Raw genomic sequence first — 24,556 nt, 5'->3', positions numbered from 1 at the left:
CTCACCCCACCTTCTTCTGCTGGTTCTGGAAGATGGCGATGGGCACCACCAGCAACAGAAGAAGCAGCACGGCGACGGCGGATGCCAAAGGCCAGTCGCGATTTCCGAAGAATTCCGTCCAGAGCGTCTTGCCGATCATCAGCGTCTGCGCGCCGCCGAGCAGGTCGGGAATGACGAATTCGCCTGTTATCGGGATGAAGCAGATCATCGAGCCGGCCACGACGCCCGGCAGCGACAGCGGGAAAGTGATCTTCCAGAAGGCCTTCCATGGCGGGCAGCCAAGATCGGCCGCGGCCTCCAGAAGCGTATTGTCGAGTTTTTCCAGCGCCGAATAAAGCGGCAGCACCATGAAGGGCAGATAGGAATAAACGATGCCGATGAAGATCGCCGTCTCGGTTCGGAAGATATTGACCTGCTGGTCCGGTCCCAGAAGACCGATCGACTGGAACAGCACCGTCAGCAGGCCCTCCGGCTTCAGAATGCCGATCCAGGCGTAAACGCGGATCAGGAACGAGGTCCAGAACGGCAGGATCACCAGCATCACCAGCGTCGGACGAATGGAAGACGGCGCGCGCGCCATGGCGAGCGCCATGGGATAACCGATCAAAAGAAGCAGGAAAGTGGAGATGAAGGCGATACGCAGCGATGAGAGGTAAGCGTCGATATAGAGCGGGTCTTCCGTCAGGAACAGGTAGTTTTCGAAATCCAGCTGCGAAAAGAACGTTCCGAGCTTCGAAAACCCTTCGAAGACCGGCGTATAGGGCGGCATGGAGATCGCCGTATCCGACAGCGAGATTTTAAAGATAATGAAAAACGGTGCTGCGAAAAACAGCAGCAGCCAGAAATAGGGCACCGCGACGACCAGCCAGCGCCAGGGGCTTTGCCGGTTCTCGGGAGTGGTGATCGCCATCGAAGCCTCCCTCAGCGCGTCAGGACGAGGCCGGAATCCGGCTTCCAGTTCAGCCACACCATATCGCCAAAGGTGATCGGGCGATCCACGAGACGCGAGACATTCGCCTGCGCTGCGCGAATGACGCGACCATCGGCGAGCTTGACGATGAAGACCGAGAAGTCACCGAGATAACCGATATCCCAGACCTCGCCATAGGCGGAGTTGACGCTGCTGTCGGCGGGCTGGTCGAGCGAGATGCGAACCTTTTCCGGGCGGATGGCGTAGGCCACCTGGCTGCCGGTCGCCGCGGCGCATTCCTGCTCCACCGCCACCTTCAACCCGTCGCAATCCAAAGTCACCAGACCGGGCTTGCCGATATCGGAGGCATTGGCGACGACCCTGGCGTCGAAAATATTGATGTCGCCGATGAAATCCGCCACGTAGCGGCTGTTCGGCGCCTCATAAATCTCGGCCGGCGTCGCCACCTGCACGACGATGCCCTTGTCCATGACGGCGATGCGGTCCGACACAGTCATCGCCTCTTCCTGATCATGGGTGACGATGAGGAAGGTGAGACCGAGATTGGTCTGGATGTCCATCAGTTCGAATTGCGTTTCCTCGCGCAGCTTCTTGTCGAGCGCGCCGAGCGGTTCGTCCAGCAGCAGCACCTTCGGCCGCTTGGCGAGCGAACGGGCGAGCGCCACGCGCTGCCGTTGACCACCGGAAAGCTGGCTCGGCTTGCGCCTGGCGAATTCCGTGAGCTTGACGAGGCGCAACATTTCCTCGACGCGGGCGGCAATGTCAGCCTTTGGCAGACCGTCCTGCTCCAGGCCGAAAGCAACGTTCTTTTCCACCGACATATGCGGGAAAAGCGCGTAGGACTGGAACATCATGTTGGTGGGGCGCTTATAGGGCGGCACGCCGGAAATATCCTTGCCCTGCAGCAGGATGCGGCCCTCGGTCGGCTCCTCGAAACCGGCCAGCATGCGCATCAGCGTGGTCTTGCCGCAGCCCGACGGACCGAGCAGCGAGAAGAACTCACGCTCGTAAATATCGAGCGTCAGATTGTTGACGGCGACAAAATCGCCGAAACGTTTGGTGACGTTTTCAAAGCGGATGAAGGGCACCGCATCGGGGTTGTCCCACGGGCTGAATTTGCGTTTGACCGGTCCGAGTGTCTTTGCCATGCCCGCCCCATTTCACCAAGAATCCATCGACAACGTACACGACAAGCAGGCCGGATCGACGCCATCCCCACTGTCTTAATCCCTGTTCCCCGGAACAAGCGCCGAGGATGTGACAGGGATCCAGTCAGCCCAAGCCTTTGGGCTGAAAAGACTTCATCTGACCTGACAGACGTCAGGTCGCTGGATTCCTGTGACAAGCACAGGAATGAGGGTGGACGGGCCACCCTCCCCGGATTCGCTTAGCTGCCGGTCTTTATCTGCGTCCAGACGCGGTTCAGCACGCGCTGTTCCTTCGGTCCGTAAGGCGAGATGGTGAAGAGCTTCTTCAGCGTCTCGGCATCGGGATAGACCGCCGGGTTCTTGGCGACGGCCTCATCCATCAACGCCTGCGAGGCGAGGTTGCCATTCGCATACTGAACGTAGTTGGAGGCCTTGGCGATGACTTCCGGCCGCATCAGATAATTGATGAAGGCGTGCGCTTCCTCGACATTCTTGGCATCCGCGGGGATGGCAAGGTTGTCGAACCACATATAGGTGCCTTCCTTCGGAATGACGTAATTCACCTCAACGCCGTTCTTGGCTTCCTCGGCACGGCTCTTCGCCTGCAGGATATCGCCCGACCAGCCGATGGTGATGCAGCTGTCGCCATTCGCGAGTTCATCGATATAGGCGGAGGAATTGAAGGTTTTCACATAGGGGCGAATCTTCATGTAGACATCGCCGCCCGCCTCGAGATCGGCGGTTTCCTTGCTATCCGGATTCTTGCCGAGATAGTTCATGGCAATGGCGAAGGTCTCGTCCGACGCATCGAGAATATTGATGCCGCAGGATTTCAGCTTTTCGGCATTTTCCGGCTTGAAGAGAATATCCCAGCTATCAACAGGAACATCGCCAAGCGCAGCCTTCACCTTGGCGACATTATAACCGATGCCGGTGGTGCCCCACATGTAGTTTACGGCATATTCGTTACCGGGGTCGTATTTCGCCAGACGCTCGGAAACCTCGGGCCACATGTTCTTCAGATTCGGCAACTTGGACTTGTCGAGTTTCTGGAACACGCCGGCATTGATCTGGCGGGCGAGGAAGGGGCCGGTCGGCACCACGACATCATAACCGGAGCTGCCGGCCAGAAGCTTGGTTTCCACAAGCTCGTTGCTGTCGAACACGTCATAAACGACCTTGATACCGGTTTCCTTGGTGAAATCGGTAAGGATCGATTCGTCGATATAATCCGACCAGTTATAGACGTGGACGACCTTCTCCTGGGCCATTGCCGAGCCTGCTGCAACGAGCACGGTGGTGAGAGCCAAGGTCAGGCGGAGAGAACGGTTTTTCATGATGTCTCCTGTTAACGCATCCTCACGGTGGGAGCGTGATCCCCTTTTTTGGGAGAGACTAGAAAGGAAAACAGAAGGGAGCAAGCGGGAAATGTGCAGCACAGCATTTTCAACCAAATGTGTTCCGACCACAAAAAAGCGAATGGAAACACCTACTGGAAGTCGAAAACACTGAGACCCGTGACCATTTCATCAAGCCCGAGCGGCCGCGTCAGTGGCGCTTCCGCCCGCGACAGACAGCCCTGCCTTTCGCACAGCCGGCAGGAGGGGCCGACCGCGACAGGCGCAGCGCCCGAGACGGCTGGGCCATAAACCGTCTCAGCGGCCTGGGCGAGATCACAGCCGACAAGCACGGCCGTTCGCCGCACCCTTTCGCCGAAACCCGCCTGCGGGCCTTCCAGCGTGCGCGAAACGGTGAGGAAGGCATCACCGTCAGGCATTTCCACCGCTTCCACCAGCACCTGTCCCGGCTGGGCGAAAGCGGCATGGATGTTCAGACGCGGACAGAGGCCGCCGAAACGCGCCCTTGGAAAACCGCCGGCCCCTGCGAGGCGGAAACGGTTGCCGGCATTGTCGATCTCCATCAGGAAAAACGGGATCGCCGCGGCGGACGGTCGTTGCAGGCTGACGAGCCGGTTGGCCACCTGTTCGAAAGAAACGTTGAAACGCGACCGCAGAACGTCGAGATCGTATTTCGCCCGCTGCGCGGCGCTGAGGAATGCGCCATAGGGCATCATCAATGCATGGGCGGCGTAACGCGCCAGTTCGAAGCGGGCGATGCGCCGCGCCTCCTCGCCGTTCAGGCCCAGCGCCTCCAGCTCGGTCCCGATCTCGTCGCGAAGCGCCAGCAGACAGGTTTCCATTGCCATTTCCCTGAGCTGATCGGGCTGCGACAGGCGTTCGGACAAGAATAGCCGCATGGAGTGGCGGTCGTAACGTCGCCGCAGATTGGGCATGGCATGAACCGGCAACGTCCTGACGACGATCCCGTGGTTTTTCTGCAGCCATGCGCGCAGACCGGAGGCGAGATCATCGCCTGACGATAATTGTTTGTGGAGTTCTTCCGCCGCCGCATCGATGGAATTGAAATAGGCCGGCCGGTTTTCAAAGACGTGCCGTACCTCGTCGATCGGCAGGCGGGTCGAGGACAGCGCCGTCTCATGCCCTTCCCGCGCCAGAAGATCGGAAAGGTCGGAAAGGCGCTGTGCCTGTTCCCGGTAGGCCCGGTAAAGCTTGAGGACACCGCTTGCCGCATTGGGCGCGGCATCGGCAACCTCGATCAGCTCCTGCGGCGACGGTACCTCGCCCGCAAGCAGCGGATCGGCGAAGACCTCGCGCAACTGCCCGGCGGAACCGGCGCTTTCGCCCTGCAGGTCATCCAGATCGACCTTGTAGACGGAGGCAAGCTTCAAAAGCAGCTGCACGGTGAGCGGCCGCTGGTTGCGCTCGATGAGATTGAGGTAAGAGGGCGAGATCGCCAGCGCCTCGGCCATGGCCGTCTGTGTCAGGCTTAGGCCGTTGCGAATGCGGCGCACGCGCGGGCCCGCAAAAATCTTGTTTTCCGACACAGCCTCACCTCTCCATCCCGCGACTCATACAAGCCTGTTACAAACTCATGGGGCAAAGAACTTTTACAAGATTTACAATTTTACAGCCCTACCCTGTCATGCACACTACAGGATAACCTCTTTCAAGTCACTGTTTTTATGTTTGTTCTGGCGTTTAAATCTCCAAAAATGTAAATGTAGTCACACCAAACGGCGCTTTACGAAATCGAAAGCAAGCCGTTTCCGAAACCGCATTCATCATGGGAGAAAGAAGTATGACGGATTTTTACAAGCTTGTTCCGGGCGCACCGCAGGGACGTTTCGACGGCATCGAGCGCACCTACATAGCCGCCGACGTGCAGCGACTGCGCGGGTCCGTCGAAATCCGCCACTCGCTGGCCGAGATGGGCGCGAACCGGCTGTGGAAGCTGATCAATGAGGAAAATTTCGTCAATGCGCTCGGCGCGCTTTCCGGCAACCAGGCCATGCAGATGGTTCGCGCCGGGCTGAAGGCGATCTATCTCTCGGGCTGGCAGGTTGCGGCCGATGCCAATACGGCCTCGGCCATGTATCCGGACCAGTCGCTTTATCCCGCCAATGCAGCACCGGAGCTTGCCAAGCGCATCAACCGCACCCTGCAGCGCGCCGACCAGATCGAGACGGCGGAGGGCAAGGGTCTTTCGGTCGATACCTGGTTCGCGCCGATCGTTGCCGATGCGGAGGCCGGTTTCGGCGGTCCGCTCAACGCCTTCGAGATCATGAAGGCCTTTATCGAAGCGGGTGCGGCGGGTGTTCATTATGAAGACCAGCTGGCATCGGAAAAGAAATGCGGCCATCTCGGTGGAAAGGTTCTGATCCCGACGGCGGCGCATATTCGCAACCTGACGGCGGCGCGGCTTGCGGCTGATGTCATGGGTGTGCCGACGCTGGTTATCGCCCGCACGGATGCGGAGGCCGCCAAGCTTCTGACCTCCGACATCGACGAGCGCGACCAACCTTTCGTGGATTACGATGCCGGCCGCACCGTTGAGGGCTTCTATCAGGTCAAGAACGGTCTTGAGCCCTGCATTGCCCGCGCAGTGGCCTATGCGCCCTATTGCGACCTGATCTGGTGCGAGACATCAAAGCCGGATCTCGAACAGGCGCGCAGGTTTGCGGAAGGCGTGCACAAGGTGCATCCCGGCAAGAAGCTCGCTTACAATTGCTCGCCGTCGTTCAACTGGAAAAAGAACCTCGATGACGCGACGATTGCCAAGTTCCAGCGCGAGCTGGGCGCGATGGGCTACAAGTTCCAGTTCATCACACTTGCCGGTTTCCACCAGCTGAATTTCGGCATGTTCGAACTGGCCCGCGGTTACAAGGATCGGCAGATGGCAGCCTATTCCGAGCTTCAGGAAGCGGAATTCGCGGCAGAAGCGAACGGTTACACCGCCACCAAGCACCAGCGCGAAGTCGGCACCGGCTATTTCGACGCCGTGTCTCTGGCGATTTCGGGCGGCACGTCGTCCACGACAGCCATGAAGGAATCCACCGAGCACGACCAGTTCCGACCGGCGGCCGAATAAAATCGAAAAACCGCCCTTCCCGGTGACAGGAAGGGCTTGCAAACCGGATCAAGAACCCCAACCAATAATGAGAGGAGAAATGCCATGAATGCCCACAATCCCATCAAGACCCACGTCAAGGAACGCGCCGAGGAACAATCCTCCGCCATGACGCAGGATCAGCAGGCCGCCATCCGCATGCTGGCCAACGATCTGCACCGCCTCAACCAGGCCGTCATGAAAGCCGTCGAGGCCGGTGTTTCCGTCGAGCTTGTCCGCTCGGCCCGCCACCATGGCGGCGGCGGCAACTGGGGCGATCTGCTGATCCCCGTCATCGTCGCGCAGGGAAGTGCCGCCGCCTGACCGGCAGCCGTTCTTTTATGCCGGGCGGCTTTTGCGCCCGGCATATAGATCGGAATGGCCCTTGATCAGACGGGTCATCCGATCCGCCACCGTCCTGATATCGCGGCGGTGGCGATCGTCATTGTTCATGACGATCCATTGATTGTGGCGAAGCGGCTCTATTTCCCCACCTTCGCGGGCAAGACGTCCATCCGCATCGCCCACGAAACAGGGAAGCACGGCAACCCCTGCCCCGGCCAGCACCAGGTCGAGCAGCGCCACCGGGCGGTTCACCGTTACCACGATCTCACCGTTACGATTTTCATGCGGCCAGCGCAGATAGGTTGAAATGGCGCTTTCCTCGGCCACCGCCAGCCAGCGGTCGGCGACAGCGGCAGCGGCGTTGCGCAGCCTGTAGGGCGCATAGGCCACCTCCCCCGTCCTGATGGCGGCAAGGTTCTTTTCCTGCGGCTCGAAAGCGCGGATGCCGATGTCGTTTTCTCGATGCGCCAGAGCCGCTCTCTGTTCCGCAATGAAAAGATCGATGCGAAAATCATCGCGGTCGGTGCAGATGGCGGAGAAATTCCCGGTCAGCAGCCAGGCATTCCAGGTGCCGACGGCAATGCGCACGGTGGAAGAGGCCGAAGACGCCTTCTGCCATCCCTCGATGTCCTTGGCCGCATTCTCCATTGCCTGAAGCCGATCGAACAGCGTGCGGCCATCCGCCGTCAGGGCGTATCCCGTCTGGCTGCGCTGGAACAGCGCCTTGCCGATACGCTCCTCCAGCTCGACCATGCGCCGTCCAATGGTCGCGGGGCTCAAGCCCGTCAGGGCCGCGGCCCCGGTCAGGCCGCCGCTGCGTGACACATCGAGGAAAAGCTGATAGGAATCCCAGGTGACGTTTTTCATCAGTGAAAAACGTAGCGCATTTTCTTGCGCAGATAAATCAAAAAACGGCGCGCATCATGGCCCTCCGCATTAGAAGGAGAGCGACATGCACGCGATTTTTGCAGCACGGGTCATTATCGAAAACCAGCAGCCGCGCACACGGCGCGAAGCCATTCTGCAGGAAGAGAAGTTTTATGCCGATATGGCCGAGGCATCTCGGCCGTGGCGGCTTTTCAGCGCGCTTATAAGCCGGATGAGGGCGAAGAGCCGCAGATCAGTGAAAGAGAGCGATCAGGGCTGCGAGGGCACCGGCTGCGATGAGGCTCAGGCGAAAGGCCAGATGACGGCTCTCGTTGTCAGTGCGGGCGATGGCAATGGCGCGAGGGCGGCGATGTGCAGATCTGTTCATGCGCGGGTTCCTGACGAAAAACTCAACCGACCCATGCCCTGTTGAGGGCCTCCAGCAGGACATCATGTGCAGCGGGATCATTGAGCGATCCGGCCTTGCTGGCATTTGGTCAGGATGACTCCACGCCCGTTAACAAGGCATTAACGGGCGTGGCCTCACGCGAATTCACCCGCCGCGTGCCCGGATGCCCAGGCCCACTGAAAATTATAACCACCGAGCCAGCCGGTCACATCAACACATTCACCGATGAAATAGAGGCCGGGTACGGACTTCGCAGCCATGCTGCGGGAATCGAGACCGGTCGTGTCCACGCCGCCGAGCGTGACTTCCGCCGTGCGATAGCCTTCGGACCCGGCAGGCTTGATCTGCCAGTCCTGCACCTCGCCCGCCAGCTTCGCCAGCACCTTGTCGGACATGTCAGCCAGATGGCCGGTGAGGCCGGATTGTTCGACGACGTGCTGGGCAAGCCGTTTCGGCAGGATGTCCGACAAGGCGGTCTGGGGCGACTGGCGGCCGTTCTTCTGTTTCGCCTGCTTCAGCAGCACGGCGATATCGCGCGCCGGTTCCAGCTTCAGACGGATGACATCGCCCTCGCGCCAGTAGGAGGAGATTTGCAGTATGGAGGGGCCGCTCAAACCGCGATGGGTGAAGAGCAGCGCTTCCTCAAACGACGTTTTGCCGTGATAGACCTCCGCTGGAACCGCGACACCGGCAAGCGGGCTCAGTTTTTCCAGCAAGGCGGGATCAAGCGTCAGCGGCACGAGACCGGGACGCGGCTCGACGAGCTTGAGACCGAATTGTTCGGCGAGCTGATAGGCAAAACCGGTCGCGCCCATTTTCGGGATCGATTTGCCGCCCGTCGCCACAATGAGGCTTTCCGCCTCGATGACGCCGCCGGATGTCGTGACGCGAAAACGGGCGCCATCATGGGTGACGGCCGAGACCGATGTTTCGAGCCGCAGCTTCGCATTCACCGCCTGCATTTCGCCAAGCAGCATGCGGATGATGTCCTTGGCGCTGTCGTCGCAAAAGAGCTGGCCAAGCGTCTTTTCATGCCAGGCGATGCGGTGTTTTTCGACAAGAGCGATGAAATCGCGCGGCGTATAACGGGCAAGCGCGGATTTGGCGAAATGCGGATTGGCGGAGAGATAGTTCTTCGGCCCGGCGTGGATATTGGTGAAATTGCAGCGGCCGCCGCCGGAGATGCGGATCTTCTCACCCGGCGCCTTGGCATGGTCGAGAATGACGACGGAGCGGCCACGCTTTCCGGCACGGATGGCGCACATCATGCCGGCGGCGCCCGCCCCCAAAATCAGCACGTCACATTTCTCTGTCATCATTCCATCCGATCCGTTTCCTTTCCTCTTTTCCAAGTGCCGGCGCTTGTCAATGGCGCTTTCCCCCTCGCCAATTGCCAAACTACGGTTATGATGGCGCCAGTCGAAACACAGACCCGGTGATACATGCCCGCCAAGAAAACCATGCTCCGCCCGAAGAAACAGGCAACCATGGCAAAGAAGACCCCTCCCCTCGACCTTTCCTCCACCCGTGGCGTTTCCTCCTGGCGCGAAGCCGCGCAATGGCTGCGGGCGCGCGGGATCGAAGACATAGAATGCATTACCCCCGACCTTGCCGGAGTTCCGCGCGGCAAGATGATGCCGACGGCGAAGTTCACGGGCGACACCTCGCTTGCCCTGCCATCCGCCCTCTACCGCCATACGATATCGGGCGAGTATCCCGACGAGACCGCCAATTTCCGCTACGAGCCGCGCGACAGCGACCTGAAGCTGGTGCCCGATCTTTCGACGCTGTCCGTCGTGCCGTGGGAAACGGACCCGACCGCGCAGGTGATCTGCGACGTGGTGGATGCCGAGGGCAATTTCGTGCCCTATACGCCGCGCAACGTGCTGAAGAATGTGCTTTCGCTCTATACCGAAAAGGGCTGGAAGCCGGTCGTGGCGCCGGAAATCGAATTTTATCTCGTCGCCATGAATGACGACCCTGACTATCCGCTGCATCCGCCGAAGGGCCGGTCCGGCCGCTCCATCGTCGGCGGGCAGAGCTATTCCATCGCCGGCATCAACGAATTCGACGAGCTGATCGACGACATCTATCATTTCTCCGAAAAACAGGGCCTCGAGATCGATACGCTGATCCACGAGGAAGGCCCGGCGCAGCTTGAGATCAACCTGCGCCATGGCGACCCGATCGAGCTTGCCGACCAGGTGTTCCTGTTCAAGCGCACCATCCGCGAGGCGGCACTGAAACACGGCATCTACGCCACCTTCATGGCCAAACCGATGCAGGGCCAGCCGGGTTCGGCCATGCATATTCACCAGTCGGTGGTGGAAATCGACAGCGGCCGCAATATTTTCTCCAATGCCGATGGCAGCCCTTCGAAGGAGTTCTTCGCCTTTGTCGGCGGCATGCAGCGTTACGTTCCGAACGCGCTCGTCATGCTGGCGCCCTATGTGAATTCCTATCGCCGCCTGACGCCCGACATGGCCTGCCCGGTCAACAATGCCTGGGGTTACGACAACCGCACGACGGCCTTCCGCGTGCCGATTTCCGGCCCGCAGGCCCGTCGCGTCGAAAACCGTCTGCCGAGCTCGGATGCCAATCCGTATCTCGCGCTTGCCGCTTCGCTCGGCTGCGGCTGGCTTGGCATCGTCAACAATATCGAACCGACCGAACCCACCGCCGATACGGCCAATGAAGGCTCCATCGAACTGCCGCGCGGCCTCCTTGAGGCCGTGGCGCTGCTGGAAGGCGAGGAACAGTTCGACCGGGTGTTCGGCCATGAATTCGTGGGCCTTTATGCCGGCCTGAAACGCGGGGAATTCGAGACCTTCATGCAGGTCATCAGCCCCTGGGAGCGCGAGTTCCTGCTTCTCAACGTGTGAGGAACCACGAGCATGACATGGCAAAGCCCGATTGCGCCGGGATTATCCTGGTATCAGGCAACCGTCGGCGAGCGGCCGGACTATTCCGCCCTCGACGGGTCGAAGCAGGTTGATGTCGCGATCATCGGCGGCGGTTATACCGGCCTTCAGGCCGCCTGTAACCTCGCCGAAAACGGTGTCTCCGTCGCCCTCATCGAAGCGCATCGTTTCGGCGATGGCGCTTCCGGCCGCAATGGCGGCCAGTTCGGCACCGGCCAGCGCTCCTTCCCCGACGAGGTGGAAGAAGAGATCGGCTTCGAGCAATCGAAACTGCTGTTCGACATTGCCGAGGACGCCAAGAATTATGTGCGCGGCTTCGCCGTCAGTCGCGGCATCGACATGGAATATCTTCCCGGGCAGCTCTATGTGGCGCACAAGGCCGCTTACGAGGACGACTATCGCCGAAGCGTCGATGCGATGAACAATCGCTATGGCTATCCGTATATTTCCTACATGGAACGCGCAGAAGCGCGCAGACGTGTCGGTTCCACCCATTATTTCGGCGGCACGCGCGATACCGGTACCGGCCATATCCACCCGTTGAAGCTGCTGGTCGGGCTGGCGAAGGCGGCGAAAGCGGCGGGCGCCGGCATTTATGAAATGACGCCGGCGAAATCCATCCGCCAGGCGGGCGGCAAGACCATCATCGAAACGCCTTTCGGTACGATCACCGCGCCGCGGGTACTGATTGCCACCAATGCCTATATCGGCAATCTGGAGCCGGTCACCGCCGCCCATATCATGCCGATCCGCTCCTTCATCGGCGCTACCGTGCCGCTGGATGCGTTTCCCGACATCATTCCCGACCGGGAAGCCGTGGCGGATTCGCGGTTCGTGGTGCGCTATTTCCGCAAGACGGCCGATAACCGGCTGCTGTTTGGCGGGCGGGAAGCCTATACGGCCGATACGCCGCGCGATATTTCCAGCCATATCCGCCGGCAGATCGCGGAAATCTATCCCGCGCTGAAAGACATAGACATCACCCATTCCTGGGGCGGCTCGGTCGGCATTACCCTGCCGCGACGGGTCTTCGTGCGCGACGTCATGCCGGGCGTCACCTCCATCGGCGGTTATTCCGGCCATGGCGTGATGCTGTCGAATTATTGCGGCAAGCTCTATGCCGATCTCGTTCTCGGCAAAAAGGACATGCTGGCGCCCTTCGCGCAGCTGAAGGTGCCGCCTTTCCCCGGCGGGGCGTCGCTGCGCGCGCCGCTGCTTTTCCTCGCGCTCTCCTGGTACGCGTTGCGAGATAGGTTTTAGGCCAATGTTTACAGACTGTTGCCGGCGGCGGACGAGTTGGCGGAAGCAAAATTCATAATTTCACATAACTGAGTCTGGCATTTTTAAATCGATTAGATTATTGATGCCCCAACCTTTGAAGATCGAGAGAATCGATATGAGCAGTCAGATCATTCCTGTTGAACCTTTTGATTGTGTCGTTTTCGGCGGCACGGGCGATCTTGCCGAACGCAAGCTTCTGCCGGCCCTTTATCACCGGCAGGTCGAAGGCCAGTTCACGGAGCCGACCCGCATCATCGGCGCGTCGCGTTCGGTCATGACCCATGAGGAATATCGCAAATTCGCGCAGGACGCCCTGAAGGAACACCTGAAGGCCGGCGAATATGACGACGCGCAGGTCACCCTGTTCCTCAACCGGCTTTTTTACGTGCCCGTCGACGCCAAGTCCGGCAATGGCTGGGACGTGCTGAAGAAGCTGCTCGATGAGGGCAAGGAACGCATCCGCGCCTTTTATCTGGCCGTGGCGCCGGGCATTTTCGGCGACATCGCCGACAAGATCCGCGAACACAAGCTGATTACCCGCTCGACCCGCATCGTCGTTGAAAAGCCGATCGGCCGCGATCTCGCCTCCGCGCAGGAACTCAACGACACCATCGGCCATGTCTTCAAGGAAGAGCAGATCTTCCGCATCGACCACTATCTCGGCAAGGAGACGGTGCAAAACCTGATGGCGCTGCGTTTCGCCAACGCGCTTTACGAGCCGCTGTGGAATTCCGCCCATATCGACCATGTTCAGATCACCGTTGCCGAAGCGGTCGGTCTCGAAGGCCGTGCCGGTTATTACGACAAGGCCGGCGCGCTGCGCGACATGGTTCAGAACCATATACTGCAGCTGCTTTGCCTTGTCGCCATGGAACCGCCGGCTTCCATGAATGCGGAAGCCGTGCGCGACGAAAAGCTCAAGGTTCTACGCTCGCTGAAGCCGATCGATACCAGCAATGTCGAAAAGCTGACCGTGCGCGGCCAGTACCGCGCCGGCGCTTCCGCCGGTGGCCCGGTCAAGGGTTATCTGGAAGAGCTGGAAGGCGGCGTTTCCAACACCGAAACCTTCGTCGCCATCAAGGCTGAAATCGCCAACTGGCGCTGGGCCGGCGTTCCCTTCTACATCCGCACCGGCAAACGCCTCGCGACCCGCGTTTCGGAAATCGTCGTCACCTTCAAGCAGATTCCGCACTCGATCTTCGACGATGCGGCCGGCAAGATCGAGGCCAACAAGCTGGTCATTCGCCTGCAGCCGGATGAAGGCGTCAAGCAGTCGCTCCTCATCAAGGATCCCGGCCCGGGCGGCATGCGCCTGCGCCAGGTTTCCCTCGACATGAGCTTTGCCGAAGCTTTCAACGTGCGCAGCCCGGACGCCTATGAGCGGCTGTTGATGGACACCATCCGTTCCAACCAGACGCTGTTCATGCGCCGCGACGAAGTCGAGGCCGCCTGGGACTGGATCGACCCCATCTTGAAGAGCTGGGAAGATCTGGGACAGGGCGTACAGGGTTATACGGCCGGCACCTGGGGTCCGAGCGGTTCGATCGCATTGATCGAGCGCGACGGCCGCACCTGGCACGATGCCGACTGAGGGCCGGGCCGATGAGCGAAACGATCCACGTCTTCGACACCGCCGCCGAACTGGCCACCGCGCTGGCGGCGGAGGTTGCCAAACGCCTTGATGCGGCAACCAAGGAGCGGGGGGCCGCAAGCATTGCGGTTTCCGGCGGCTCGACACCGAAGCTGTTCTTTCAGGCGCTCTCCAAACACGATCTCGACTGGCCCAATATCAGCGTGACGCTGGTGGACGAGCGTTTCGTGCCGCCGGAAAGCGACCGTTCGAACCACCGCCTCGTTGCCGAGAATCTTCTGCAGGACAAGGCGAAGTCGGCCTATTTTGTCCCGCTCTTCCAGCCGGCGGCCTCGCCGGAGGATGCGGCAACGCTTGCGACCGTCAAGACCGAAGCGATCTGCGATCCTTTCGACGTCGTCATTCTCGGCATGGGAACGGATGGCCACACGGCATCGTTCTTCCCGGGTGGCGACAATCTCTACGAAGCGCTTGATCTCGATGAGCCGCGTGGCGTCTTGACCATGGCGGCGGAGAATGCCGGAGAGGAGCGGTTGACGTTCAACTTCTCCAGCCTGCACGATGCCGATTTTCTGGTGCTGCATATTGAAGGTGCCGCCAAGAAGGCGACGCTGGAGAAGGCGCAATCAGGCGAGGACGAAGACGAAATGCCAATCCGCGCCGTGCTGAACCGGGCCGAAACGCCCGTGGATATATACTGGGCGCCATAAGCCAAACGCCACCGCCGCGATTGCGGCCCGGCGACAAAGCGCCCCGACGACATGAAGACTGAAACACGACAACCGGCCGCTCACCTCCCGGAATGCCGGTTGCCGACCAACGAACAGGATGAACGCCCATGTCCGCCGATTCCCGCATTCAGGCCATCACCGCCCGCATTGTCGAACGTTCCAAGCCCTATCGCGAGACCTATCTCGAGCGGTTGCGGCTGCAGGTCTCAAAAGGCGTTCACCGTTCCGTTCTGTCCTGCGGCAATCTTGCGCATGGGTTTGCGGTCTGTTCCCCCGCCGACAAGGACATCCTTGCCGGCGACCGGGTCCCCAATCTCGGCATCATCACCGCCTATAACGACATGCTTTCGGCGCACCAGCCCTACGAGACCTTCCCGGCGATCATCCGCGATGCGGCCAAGGAAGCGGGCGGCATAGCGCAGGTGGCCGGCGCGGTTCCCGCCATGTGTGACGGCGTGACGCAAGGCCAGCCCGGCATGGAGCTTTCGCTGTTTTCCCGCGATGCCATCGCCATGGCGGCCGGCATCGGCCTGTCGCACAACATGTTCGACGCCGCCGTCTATCTCGGCGTCTGCGACAAGATCGTGCCTGGCCTCGTCATCGCCGCGCTCGCCTTCGGCCATCTGCCCGCCGTCTTCGTTCCCGCTGGTCCGATGACGTCGGGCCTGCCGAATGACGAGAAATCCCGCATCCGCCAGCTTTATGCCGAAGGCAAGGTTGGCCGCGCCGAGCTTCTGGAAGCGGAATCCAAGTCCTATCACGGCCCCGGCACCTGCACCTTCTACGGCACCGCCAATTCGAACCAGATGCTGATGGAGATCATGGGCTTCCATATGCCCGGCTCCTCCTTCATCAATCCCGGCACGCCGCTGCGTGACGCGCTGACCCGTGAAGCAGCCAAGCGCGCGCTGGCGATCACCGCGCAGGGCAATGAGTTCACGCCGGCGGGCGAGATGATCGACGAAAGATCCGTCGTCAACGGCGTCGTCGGCCTGCATGCGACGGGTGGTTCCACCAACCACACCATGCACCTGATCGCCATGGCGCGCGCCGCCGGCATCATCCTCACCTGGCAGGATATTTCCGATCTTTCCGACATCGTGCCGCTGCTCGCCCGCGTTTACCCCAACGGCCTTGCGGATGTGAACCATTTCCACGCCGCCGGCGGCATGGGCTTCCTCATCAAGCAGTTGCTGAAACAGGGCTTCGTGCATGACGATGTGCGCACCGTTTTCGGACAGGGTCTTGCAGCCTATACCGTCGATGCCAAGCTCGATGAAAAGGGCGCGGTAACCCGTGAGCCCTCCCCTGAGCAGAGCCATGATCCGAAGGTGCTTTCCAGCATCGAAACGCCGTTCCAGCCGACTGGCGGCCTGAAGATGCTGACGGGCAATCTCGGCAAATCGGTCATCAAGATTTCCGCCGTCAAGCCGGAACGCCACATCATCGAAGCGCCGGCGATCGTCTTCAACGATCAGCAGGAGCTTCAGGACGCATTCAAGGACGGCAAGCTCAACCGCGACTTCATCGCCGTCGTCCGCTTCCAGGGACCGAAGGCCAATGGCATGCCGGAGCTGCACCGCCTGACGCCGCCGCTCGGCGTTTTGCAGGATCGCGGCTTCAAGGTGGCACTGGTGACGGATGGGCGCATGTCTGGCGCGTCAGGCAAGGTGCCGGCCGCGATCCACGTCACGCCGGAGGCTTCCGATTGCGGCCCGATTTCGCTCATCCGCGATGGCGACATCATCCGTCTCGACGCTATCTCCGGAACGCTGGAAGTGCTGGTGTCCGCCGCCGAGCTGGCGAAACGCGAACCGGCGCGCGCCGATCTTTCCGGCAATGAATGGGGCATGGGCCGCGAACTTTTCGCCCCCTTCCGCCGCAATGCCGGCCCGGCCGATCAGGGCGCCAGCGTTCTGTTCCATTGACATTCTGAAAGGCGAAGGCCGATGCGGTTTTCGCCTTTCAACCCTGCTTTGCGACATCGTCTGACTGCACTTTCTCGCCCGGAATGATCCGGTGCAGAAACCGCTTTATTTCCCGTTTCTGAAACGTCAGACTTGTCATGCGGCTGTGATGATCTCCCTTTAGGGCCTTCTTCGACCAGCCGCGGGACGGCGGCATAGTTTCGGATGATGGGGCCTAGAACATGACGATTTTCTCAAGCAAACGCCGCGATGTGCTGAAGCTGATGGCCGGCACCGCCATGCTGCCGCTGCTGGTGGCGGCAACGCCGGTCATGGCGCAGGATGCGGCTCTGCGCGCAATCGTCATCTCCGACCTGCATTCCGCCTATGAGCGTATCGGTCAGCTTCTCGCAGCCATCGAAACGCGCATCGCCGCCGACAAGGTTCCCCACATCATCCTTCTGAACGGCGACCTGTTCGAGATCGGCAATGCAGTGGCCGCACGCTCGGCCGGCGAAATCGAATGGACTTTCCTCGCGGCGCTCGCAAAGCTCGCTCCCACCGTCATCAATATCGGCAATCATGAGCCGGATATCGATAACGACCTCGCCAATTTTGTGACCCGTGCCCAGGCACTCGGCATCATCGTGCTTTCCAACATCGTCGACAAGCGCAGCGGAAAGCCCTATGCGCCTGATCGTGCCGAGGTGAACGCCGGTGATCGCAAGGTCATCCTCGCGGGCCTCGCCACCAATGCGATCAACACCTATCCGAAGGCCACGCGCGAAATGCTCGACATTCCGCAGCCAGTGGAATGGGCGAAGACCAATCTGCCTGATATCGTCAAAGCGGATGCGATCAACATCGTTCTCAGCCATGCCGGCGTTGTCGCCGACCGTGATATCCTACCGCTGCTGCCGGATGGTACGCTGCTGGTGGGCGGTCACGATCACCTGAACTTCGTGCATGAGCAGGGCGCGACGCGTTATGTCCATACCGGCTCCTGGTGCACCTCCATGACGGTTGCGACGATTGCGGCTCCCGGTAAGGCCGCTGCCATCGAAACAGTCGCCATCGATCGTGACGGCCCGGTCTCCCCTGCCCTCAAGACCCTGATCGAACAGACGCTCGAAAAGCATCTGACGGCGGAAGAGCGGCAAGTCGTCGGCAAATCCGCCAAGGCAATGACCGTCGATGAAGCCGGCCGTCATGTGGCGCAGCTCATCGCGGCAAAAACCGGTGCGGATGTCGGCTTTATCGGCCACACCTCCTTCGGCGCCGGCCTGCCTGCGGGCGATATTCGCCGCTACGACTTCAACGCATCGCTGCGTTTCGACGGCAAGCTGATGGTGACGGAAGTGGATGGCGAGGCGCTTGCGCAAATCCTCAAGCGCTGCAACCAGGACGGCGACATTCCGCTCGCCGCCCGCACCGGCGACTATCTCTATGCGATGCCGGAGAAGCCGGAAAAGAAAGACCGCTACAAGCTCGTCTGCAACGACTGGTCGGCCACCAACCAGAAATCCTATTTCGGCCGTGGCGATCTGACCTTTACCGAGGTGACGGATGTGAAGCTGAAGCAGACGGTTCTGGGCGGGCTTTCTTAAGATCGCAGATATCGAAAGCAGAGACGGTCGCTACGGCCTGTAAATTCTTGATTCATGCTGCGGTTTCGGGATCGAGGTGTGAATCAGTCTTATGGGAAGAGGATGGATTCGTAATCCTGGGCACCGTTCAGAATGTGCAAAATTTCCACGCGCGTTTCGGCAACACGATAAAAAACGAGATAGTTTTCATAAGGACGGCGGCGAATGCCGGTTTGCTCGTACCGGGGCACGAGCGGATAGGCTCTCGGCATCTCCGCCAGTCTTGAACATCGGTCCAGCAATTCAGCAACGAAGGTTTCTGCACGTCGCGGATTATCAGCCGCAATAAAATCACCGATGCGCTCAAGGTCTGCCTTGGCCTCGTCGGTGAGAACGACGATCACAGCCCGCTTTCTTCCGCAATTTTCCGGTACTTGGCGCTAAGCTGCGATGCAACGTCCTCGATTGGCGTCACGCGTCCTGCATCCGCGTCCGCGACGCCGCGTGCAATTGCCAAATCAAGAGCGGCGAGTTTCTTTTCACGCTCTTCCACCAGCCGAACGCCCTCCCGCAACACCTCGCTGCGAGAATTATAACGCCCCGACTTCACAAGGTCAGAGACGTAAGTTTCCAGATGCCGACCGAGATTTGCACTGCTTGCCATACCGATATCCTCTCCGCCCACCTATACCATCCTGTGATAATAGTTAGCAACGGCAGGATATGACGCCGGGCGATGCGGACGGGTAAAACAACCGGTTAAATCATTTTGCCGGTCGCAGATGATATCAGAACGACCGGATATCCAGCTTCCGGTCCCTGTGCGCCGGATGGGTGCTGAACACGAAAATGCGGTCCAGTTCCTTCTGCGTCAACATGCGCAGGAAGCGGACGTGGATGGTATTGTTGGCGTTGACGCGCAACATGACGCAGCCGATCTTGGTGATGCGGGCGTCGGGAATATCGAGATAGAACTGGTTGGGCAGGTTATATTTCGTCAGCAGCGCCAGCACGGCTTCGGTCTGGGAGATGCGGATGACGTCGCAGCGCCGCGCCGCCATATGCATCACGGCCTTTTCGGTATATTCGATGCGTGCGGCATTCATGGTATCTTCCATGCGAAACCGGCTTTCGCGGTCATACATGAAGGATTCTTCCTTGCTCAGGTAATGGTTCCTGATGACACCCGTACCGCTCTGCACGCCCAGACTCCCATGCTCGATCAATGAATCGAGACTAGGTCATAGTCTTTAACAATTCATATCAGCGCAGTCTTAAACGGACCGGAAGCGGGACATTTCCGACTTTTTTCCACAGCGGTAAAAAGGCCGGAAATAACCCCGGGACAAGGACGTTCCGGGGCATGGTTTCGGTATCATGGCAATTAGACGCGGTAGGTCTTGCCCTCGGCGTCGAAGAGATGGAGTTTTTCCTGCGGCGCCGCAAAACGCAGCGTTTCGCCCTTGGTGACGGAAACGATGCCCGGCACCTTGACGATGATCGGTTCCTGCCCCTTGGGCGCCTCGAGATAAAGCAGGGTCACTTCACCAAGCGCCTCGACGATCGCGACTTTTCCCTCGAAAAGATAATCGTCACCGGTAACGATGCTCAGATCTTCCGGCCGGACACCGAAACTCGCCGCCTTGCCGTTTTCGGTTGCGGGCGTGGGAACATAAACGGCGAGCGTCTTACCGCCGGCAAGTTCGATGGAGGTCCGTTCGCCGGTTCCGGTGATTTTTGCAGCGATGATGTTCATCGCAGGTGAGCCGATGAAACGCGCCACGAAGAGATTGGCGGGCCTTTCATAAAGTTCGAGCGGCGCGCCGACCTGTTCCACACGACCGGCATTCAGAACCACGATACGATCCGCCAGCGTCATCGCTTCCACCTGATCGTGGGTGACGTAGATCATCGTCGTATCGGCCATCTGCTCGTTGAGCTTGGCAATCTCGATGCGGGTGGCGACACGCAGCGCCGCATCGAGGTTCGACAAAGGCTCATCGAACAGGAAGACCTTGGGATTGCGGCAGATGGCGCGGCCGATGGCGACACGCTGACGCTGGCCACCGGACAGAGCCTTGGGCAGACGCTCCAGATATTGCGTCAGTTGCAGGATTTCGGCGGCGGCGCGAACGCGGCGGTCGATCTCCTGCTTGTTCTCCTTGGCAATCTTCATGCCGAAGGCCATGTTGTCGTAGACGGTCATATGCGGATAAAGCGCATAGGACTGGAACACCATGGCGATGCCCCGGCGCGAGGGCGGGATTTCATTGACGAGCTGGCCGTCAATATACATCTCGCCGCCGGTGATTTCCTCCAGACCGGCGATCATCCGCAGAAGCGTCGATTTTCCGCAGCCGGACGGGCCGACGAAAACGATGAATTCGCCCTGTTCGATCTGCAGATCGATGCCGTGCAGGACCTTCACCTGCCCGTATGATTTGCGGATATCCTTGAGAACGAGACTTGTCATGGGTGTTCCTCCCTGTTCTGTCAGGCGTAACGGGCGAAGAAAGCGCCCCATGCCGGAAGTTCTACGCTTCTGCCTTCAAGGTCGCCTGCAAAGCCGTGACCTTCGAGAACCTCCCAGTTCCCTTCCGGCAGCGTGGCTTTTGCCGGCGTTGCGGACAAGTTGAAGAGGCAAAGAACGGTTTCGTTGCCCAGCTTGCGGGTATAGCTCAGCACCTCGCCCTGCACCGGCTGGAATTCGATACCACCCTTTGCGAAAGCCGGGTGCTGCTTGCGGAAAGCGAGGAAGCGGCGGTAATGTTCCAGCACCGAAGCTTCATTGCCCTGCTGGGCGCTGACGGCACGCTGCTTGTGTTCGGCCGGAATGGGCAGCCATGTCTTGTCGGCTGTCGAGAAACCGGCCTGTGCGTGGCCGGCATCCCACACCATAGGCGTGCGGCAACCGTCGCGGCCCTTGAATTCCGGCCAGAACTGGATGCCGTATGGATCCTGCAGATCCTCGAAGGCGATATCGGCTTCGGTGAGGCCGAGTTCTTCGCCCTCATAGATGCAGACGGAGCCGCGCTGCGTCATCAGCAGCGCCGAAAGCACCTTGGCGAAGGCATCCTTGTCCTCGACATGCTCGCCCCAGCGGCTGACATGGCGCACGACATCATGGTTGGAGAAAGCCCAGCAGGCCCAGCCTTCCGGAGCGGCTCTCGCAAAATCCGCCTGCACATCGGCAACGCGCTGCGGGGTCAGCGCATCAGGTGCCAGGAATTCGAAGGCATAGCACATCTGCATCTTGTCATCGCCGGAGGTATATTCACCGACGATTTCGAGACCGCGCTGGCTATCGCCCACTTCGCCGACAGCGGCGATGTCGGGGAACTCGTCCAGCACGGCGCGGAAACGCTTCAGGAAGGCGATGTTTTCCGGGCGGTTCTTGTCGTAGAGATGTTCCTGGAAGTTATAGGGATTGACCGCAGGAGCCGTGGAGGCATTGCGGCGTTCCGGTGCAAGCGCCGGGTTGTCGCGCAGTTCAAGGTCGTGGAAATAGAAGTTGATGGTGTCGAGGCGGAAACCATCGACGCCACGCTTCAGCCAGAAGCGGGTGATGTTCAGCAGCTCTTCCTGCACTTCCGGGTTATGCAGGTTGAGGTCCGGCTGCGACGTCAGGAAGTTGTGCATGTAATATTGCATGCGCGTCGGGTCCCACTGCCAGCCCGGACCACCGAAGATCGACAGCCAGTTGTTGGGCGGCGTTCCGTCCGGCTTGCCATCCGACCAGACATACCAGTCCGATTTCGGATTGTTGCGGCTGGCGCGACTTTCCACGAACCAGGGATGCTGATCGGACGTGTGCGACATGACGAGATCGATCATGACGCGGATGCCAAGCCGATGGGCTTCGGCAATCAGCCCGTCGAAATCGGCGAGCGTGCCGAACATCGGGTCGACATCGACATAATTCGAGACGTCGTAACCGAAATCCTTCATCGGCGAGGTGAAGAACGGCGAAATCCAGATGGCGTCAGCACCGAGGCCGGCAATATGCGCCAGTCGATCGGTGATGCCCTTGAGATCGCCGATGCCGTCGCCATTGGAGTCCTGATAGGAGCGCGGATAGATCTGATAGATAACAGCGCCGCGCCACCAGTCCTTGTTGGGCGTCAAAGCGGAAGTCACCGAAGCGGTCATGGAAGTGTCCTGTCTGGTATGGGCGTTCATGGAATGTCAGCCTCCCTTGACGGAGCCTGCAAGCAGGCCACGCACGAGATAACGTTGAAGAGCAAAGAAGACGCAAAGCGGCACGATGATGGTGACAAAGGCCGAAGCGGTGAGGATTTCCCAGTTGCCGCCGCGCGAGCCGAGCAACGCGTTGAGCGCACCGGTCAATACCAGTTCGTCCTTCTGCGTGCCGAGGAACACCATGGCGACGAGCAGGTCGTTCCAGGTCCACAGGAACTGGAAGATGGCGAAGGAGGCGAGTGCCGGGAAGGAGAGCGGCAGGATGATCTTGACGAAGATTTCAAAATCGCTCGCGCCATCGACGCGGGCGCTTTCGATGATCTCCTTCGGCAGGCCGGAAATATAGTTGCGCAGCAGATAGATGGCGAGCGGCAGACCGAAGGCGGTATGCGCCAGCCAGATGCCGGCATAGGTCTTGGACGGCACGCCGAAGATGGTGCCGATTTCATTATAGAGCCTGAGAAGCGGGATCAGCGACATCTGCAACGGCACGACGATCAGGCCCACCACCATGGCAATCAGCAGATTGCGGCCGGAAAAGCTCATCCATGACAGGGCATAGGCGGCAAAGGCGGCGATGAGGATGGGGATGACGGTTGCCGGCACGGCCACGGTGAGTGAGTTGACGAAAGACTGGCCGATGCCTTCCGAGGTCAGGACCGTGCGATAATTATCGAGCGTGAAAACGGGCGGCGTCGCGACGGAGATGTAGACGCGCTTGCCGCGCGCGCCCTCGAAGCTCGAAGCCTTGCTATATTCGTAGGTGCCGTCCGTATTGACGAGCAGCGTTTCGCCATCGCCGATATCGGCCGGTTCGCCGGCGTTGAATGCTCTCGGCTCCTGAACGCGCACGCCGAAGGCGGAGACTTTCCCACCGGCACCGCTTTCGAAGACATTGCCTGATATGACATAGCGGCTGCCGTCCTGCTTCTGCACGGAAGCATCGGCGAGGCGCACTGCCGAGGTCTGTTCGGAGCTGGAGAAAGCCGTCCACCAGCCCGACACCGTGATCTGATCCTTGTCGCGCAGCGAGCTGACGAGAATGCCGAGCGTCGGCAGGAGCCAGAGAAGCACGACGACGAGGACGCTGGCATGGACGATGAGGCGCGGCAGGCCGACGCGGCGAAGGCGTTTGACGATATTCATCTCAGCGGCCCTCCATCTCGCGGTTTGCCTGGCGGATATTCCAGACCATGATGGGGGTGACCGCCGCCATGATGATGAGCGCGATGACGGCACTTCGGCCGCTGTCGCCGCCGCCGCGGAACATCCAGTCGAACATGAGATTGGCGAGAACCATGGTGTTCCATTGCCCATTGGTCATGGTCAGCACGATATCGAAGACCTTGAGCACGAGAATGGTGATCGTCGTCCAGACGACGGCGATGGTGCCCCAGATTTGCGGCACCATGATCTTCCAGAAGATCTGCCAGCCATTGGCGCCATCGATGACGGCCGCCTCGATGGTTTCTTCCGGGATGCCGCGCAGCGCTGCGGACAGGATGACCATGGCGAAACCGGTTTGAATCCAGATAAGGATGACCATCAGGAAGAAATTGTTCCAGAAGGGCATGGAAATCCACACCTCCGGGCTGCCGCCGAAAAATTCGACGATGGCGTTCAAGAGGCCGATCTGCACCTGACCTTCGGCGCGGTATTCATAGATGAACTTCCAGATGACGGATGCGCCAACGAAGGAGATCGCCATCGGCATGAAGACGATGGATTTGGCGATGTTGCCCCACCAGATGCGGTCGGTCATGACGGCAATGACGAGGCCGAAGAAGGTGCAGGCGGCCGGCACGACGGCGAGCCAGAGGATATTGTTGAAGATCGACTGGCGGAAACCGGCATCGAAAAACGCCCAGCGATAATTGGCAAGGCCGACAAATTCGCTGCCGGTGCGATCATAAAAGGACAGGATCAGCGTGGCGATGACGGGATAGACCAGATAAACGAGCAGCAGGATCAACGCCGGGCCGATGAACAGCCACGGCCGGACGGCGGCGCGGCGGTTGAGGTTGCGGGATGCGTGAATGACGTCTCCCGAACGGACGGGAAAGATCGCCTGCAGCGCCTTGTCGGATAGCCAGTAATAGGCAGCGCAGGCAAAAACGCCCGCTACCATGACGCCGATGGCAGACACGAGTTGTTGAGCCATGTTCCCTCCCT

Annotated in this window: 22 protein-coding genes; 8 read left to right on the top strand and 14 right to left on the bottom strand. The window is 60.0% G+C overall.

From position 1 onward, the window contains the following. Position 1: 1 nt before the first annotated feature. The 4 genes from ACIQUH_RS20380 to ACIQUH_RS20365 form a co-directional block, all read right to left on the bottom strand. Entirely contained in the window at positions 2-910 is a 909-nt protein-coding gene (locus ACIQUH_RS20380; RefSeq protein WP_400818266.1) for an ABC transporter permease subunit, read from the bottom strand. 11 nt (positions 911-921) lie between these two features. Next, on the bottom strand, positions 922-2,079 hold the full coding sequence (locus tag ACIQUH_RS20375) for an ABC transporter ATP-binding protein (protein ID WP_400818264.1): 1,158 nt from the start codon (positions 2,077-2,079) through the stop codon (positions 922-924). A 239-nt stretch (positions 2,080-2,318) separates the two neighbouring features. Next, positions 2,319-3,416 carry a polyamine ABC transporter substrate-binding protein gene (locus ACIQUH_RS20370; RefSeq protein WP_400818262.1) on the bottom strand — a complete coding sequence of 366 codons (1,098 nt, stop codon included), beginning with the start codon at positions 3,414-3,416 and terminating at the stop codon, positions 2,319-2,321. 152 nt (positions 3,417-3,568) lie between these two features. Continuing rightward, the gene (locus tag ACIQUH_RS20365; RefSeq protein ID WP_400818260.1) at positions 3,569-4,984 is read right to left on the bottom strand and encodes a short-chain fatty acyl-CoA regulator family protein; all 1,416 of its coding nucleotides are present in this window, start codon (positions 4,982-4,984) and stop codon (positions 3,569-3,571) included. A 254-nt stretch (positions 4,985-5,238) separates the two neighbouring features. On the opposite strand from ACIQUH_RS20365, the gene aceA reads away from it, so the two are divergent. Both aceA and ACIQUH_RS20355 read left to right on the top strand, forming a co-directional pair. Further along, the gene (gene aceA / locus ACIQUH_RS20360; protein WP_400818258.1) at positions 5,239-6,528 is read left to right on the top strand and encodes an isocitrate lyase; all 1,290 of its coding nucleotides are present in this window, start codon (positions 5,239-5,241) and stop codon (positions 6,526-6,528) included. Positions 6,529-6,612: 84 nt separating this feature from the next. Further along, positions 6,613-6,870 (top strand): hypothetical protein, encoded by a 258-nt coding sequence (locus ACIQUH_RS20355; RefSeq protein ID WP_003493954.1) that lies wholly within the window; start codon positions 6,613-6,615, stop codon positions 6,868-6,870. Positions 6,871-6,885: 15 nt separating this feature from the next. Here the strand turns inward: ACIQUH_RS20355 and ACIQUH_RS20350 are convergent, their stop codons facing one another. The 3 genes from ACIQUH_RS20350 to ACIQUH_RS20340 all read right to left on the bottom strand — a co-directional run bounded on the left by ACIQUH_RS20350 (position 6,886) and on the right by ACIQUH_RS20340 (position 9,486). Further along, positions 6,886-7,758 (bottom strand): LysR family transcriptional regulator, encoded by an 873-nt coding sequence (locus ACIQUH_RS20350; RefSeq protein WP_400818255.1) that lies wholly within the window; start codon positions 7,756-7,758, stop codon positions 6,886-6,888. A 253-nt stretch (positions 7,759-8,011) separates the two neighbouring features. After that, the gene (locus ACIQUH_RS20345; protein ID WP_400818252.1) at positions 8,012-8,146 is read right to left on the bottom strand and encodes a hypothetical protein; all 135 of its coding nucleotides are present in this window, start codon (positions 8,144-8,146) and stop codon (positions 8,012-8,014) included. Between the two features lie 155 nt (positions 8,147-8,301). After that, positions 8,302-9,486: an NAD(P)/FAD-dependent oxidoreductase gene (locus ACIQUH_RS20340; RefSeq protein WP_400818250.1), complete on the bottom strand. Its 1,185-nt coding sequence runs from the start codon at positions 9,484-9,486 to the stop codon at positions 8,302-8,304. A 123-nt stretch (positions 9,487-9,609) separates the two neighbouring features. Here ACIQUH_RS20340 and ACIQUH_RS20335 point away from each other — a divergent pair, with 123 nt between their 5' ends. The 6 genes from ACIQUH_RS20335 (at position 9,610) to ACIQUH_RS20310 (ending at position 18,205) form a co-directional block, all read left to right on the top strand. Next, complete coding sequence (locus tag ACIQUH_RS20335) at positions 9,610-11,049, top strand: glutamine synthetase family protein (RefSeq protein WP_400818248.1); 1,440 nt, start codon at positions 9,610-9,612, stop codon at positions 11,047-11,049. Between the two features lie 12 nt (positions 11,050-11,061). Beyond that, positions 11,062-12,348, top strand: coding sequence for an NAD(P)/FAD-dependent oxidoreductase (locus ACIQUH_RS20330; RefSeq protein WP_400818246.1), 1,287 nt, complete (start codon positions 11,062-11,064; stop codon positions 12,346-12,348). 136 nt (positions 12,349-12,484) lie between these two features. Continuing rightward, a complete protein-coding gene (gene zwf, locus ACIQUH_RS20325) occupies positions 12,485-13,960 on the top strand; it encodes a glucose-6-phosphate dehydrogenase (RefSeq protein ID WP_400818243.1) in 1,476 nt (491 codons plus the stop codon). Between the two features lie 11 nt (positions 13,961-13,971). Beyond that, positions 13,972-14,670 carry a 6-phosphogluconolactonase gene (gene pgl / locus ACIQUH_RS20320; protein ID WP_400818240.1) on the top strand — a complete coding sequence of 233 codons (699 nt, stop codon included), beginning with the start codon at positions 13,972-13,974 and terminating at the stop codon, positions 14,668-14,670. 128 nt (positions 14,671-14,798) lie between these two features. Beyond that, on the top strand, positions 14,799-16,619 hold the full coding sequence (gene edd / locus ACIQUH_RS20315; protein WP_309578519.1) for a phosphogluconate dehydratase: 1,821 nt from the start codon (positions 14,799-14,801) through the stop codon (positions 16,617-16,619). Positions 16,620-16,840: 221 nt separating this feature from the next. Beyond that, positions 16,841-18,205 carry a metallophosphoesterase gene (locus ACIQUH_RS20310; protein WP_400818238.1) on the top strand — a complete coding sequence of 455 codons (1,365 nt, stop codon included), beginning with the start codon at positions 16,841-16,843 and terminating at the stop codon, positions 18,203-18,205. 89 nt (positions 18,206-18,294) lie between these two features. On the opposite strand, the gene ACIQUH_RS20305 is transcribed toward ACIQUH_RS20310, so the two are convergent. From ACIQUH_RS20305 to ACIQUH_RS20275, 7 genes are all read right to left on the bottom strand, one after another. Next, positions 18,295-18,588, bottom strand: a complete 294-nt coding sequence (locus tag ACIQUH_RS20305) for a type II toxin-antitoxin system RelE/ParE family toxin (RefSeq protein WP_400818236.1) — start codon at positions 18,586-18,588, stop codon at positions 18,295-18,297. Further along, positions 18,585-18,848, bottom strand: coding sequence for a type II toxin-antitoxin system ParD family antitoxin (locus tag ACIQUH_RS20300; protein ID WP_400818233.1), 264 nt, complete (start codon positions 18,846-18,848; stop codon positions 18,585-18,587). Before ACIQUH_RS20300 ends, ACIQUH_RS20305 begins: the two co-directional genes overlap by 4 nt. 124 nt (positions 18,849-18,972) lie before the next feature. Then, positions 18,973-19,329, bottom strand: coding sequence for a hypothetical protein (locus tag ACIQUH_RS20295; RefSeq protein ID WP_035236048.1), 357 nt, complete (start codon positions 19,327-19,329; stop codon positions 18,973-18,975). A gap of 239 nt (positions 19,330-19,568) precedes the next feature. Beyond that, complete coding sequence (locus tag ACIQUH_RS20290) at positions 19,569-20,657, bottom strand: ABC transporter ATP-binding protein (protein WP_400818230.1); 1,089 nt, start codon at positions 20,655-20,657, stop codon at positions 19,569-19,571. A 20-nt stretch (positions 20,658-20,677) separates the two neighbouring features. After that, positions 20,678-22,333: an alpha-glucosidase family protein gene (locus ACIQUH_RS20285; protein WP_400818228.1), complete on the bottom strand. Its 1,656-nt coding sequence runs from the start codon at positions 22,331-22,333 to the stop codon at positions 20,678-20,680. A gap of 36 nt (positions 22,334-22,369) precedes the next feature. After that, the gene (locus ACIQUH_RS20280) at positions 22,370-23,530 is read right to left on the bottom strand and encodes a carbohydrate ABC transporter permease (RefSeq protein WP_142855323.1); all 1,161 of its coding nucleotides are present in this window, start codon (positions 23,528-23,530) and stop codon (positions 22,370-22,372) included. 1 nt (position 23,531) lies between these two features. Beyond that, entirely contained in the window at positions 23,532-24,545 is a 1,014-nt protein-coding gene (locus tag ACIQUH_RS20275) for a carbohydrate ABC transporter permease (protein ID WP_400818225.1), read from the bottom strand. Positions 24,546-24,556: the final 11 nt, after the last annotated feature.

It is taken from the genome of Agrobacterium sp. NPDC090283 (assembly GCF_044769685.1).
Classification (GTDB): Bacteria; Pseudomonadota; Alphaproteobacteria; order Rhizobiales; family Rhizobiaceae; genus Agrobacterium.
This window is presented reverse-complemented; position numbering and strand designations above follow the sequence as displayed.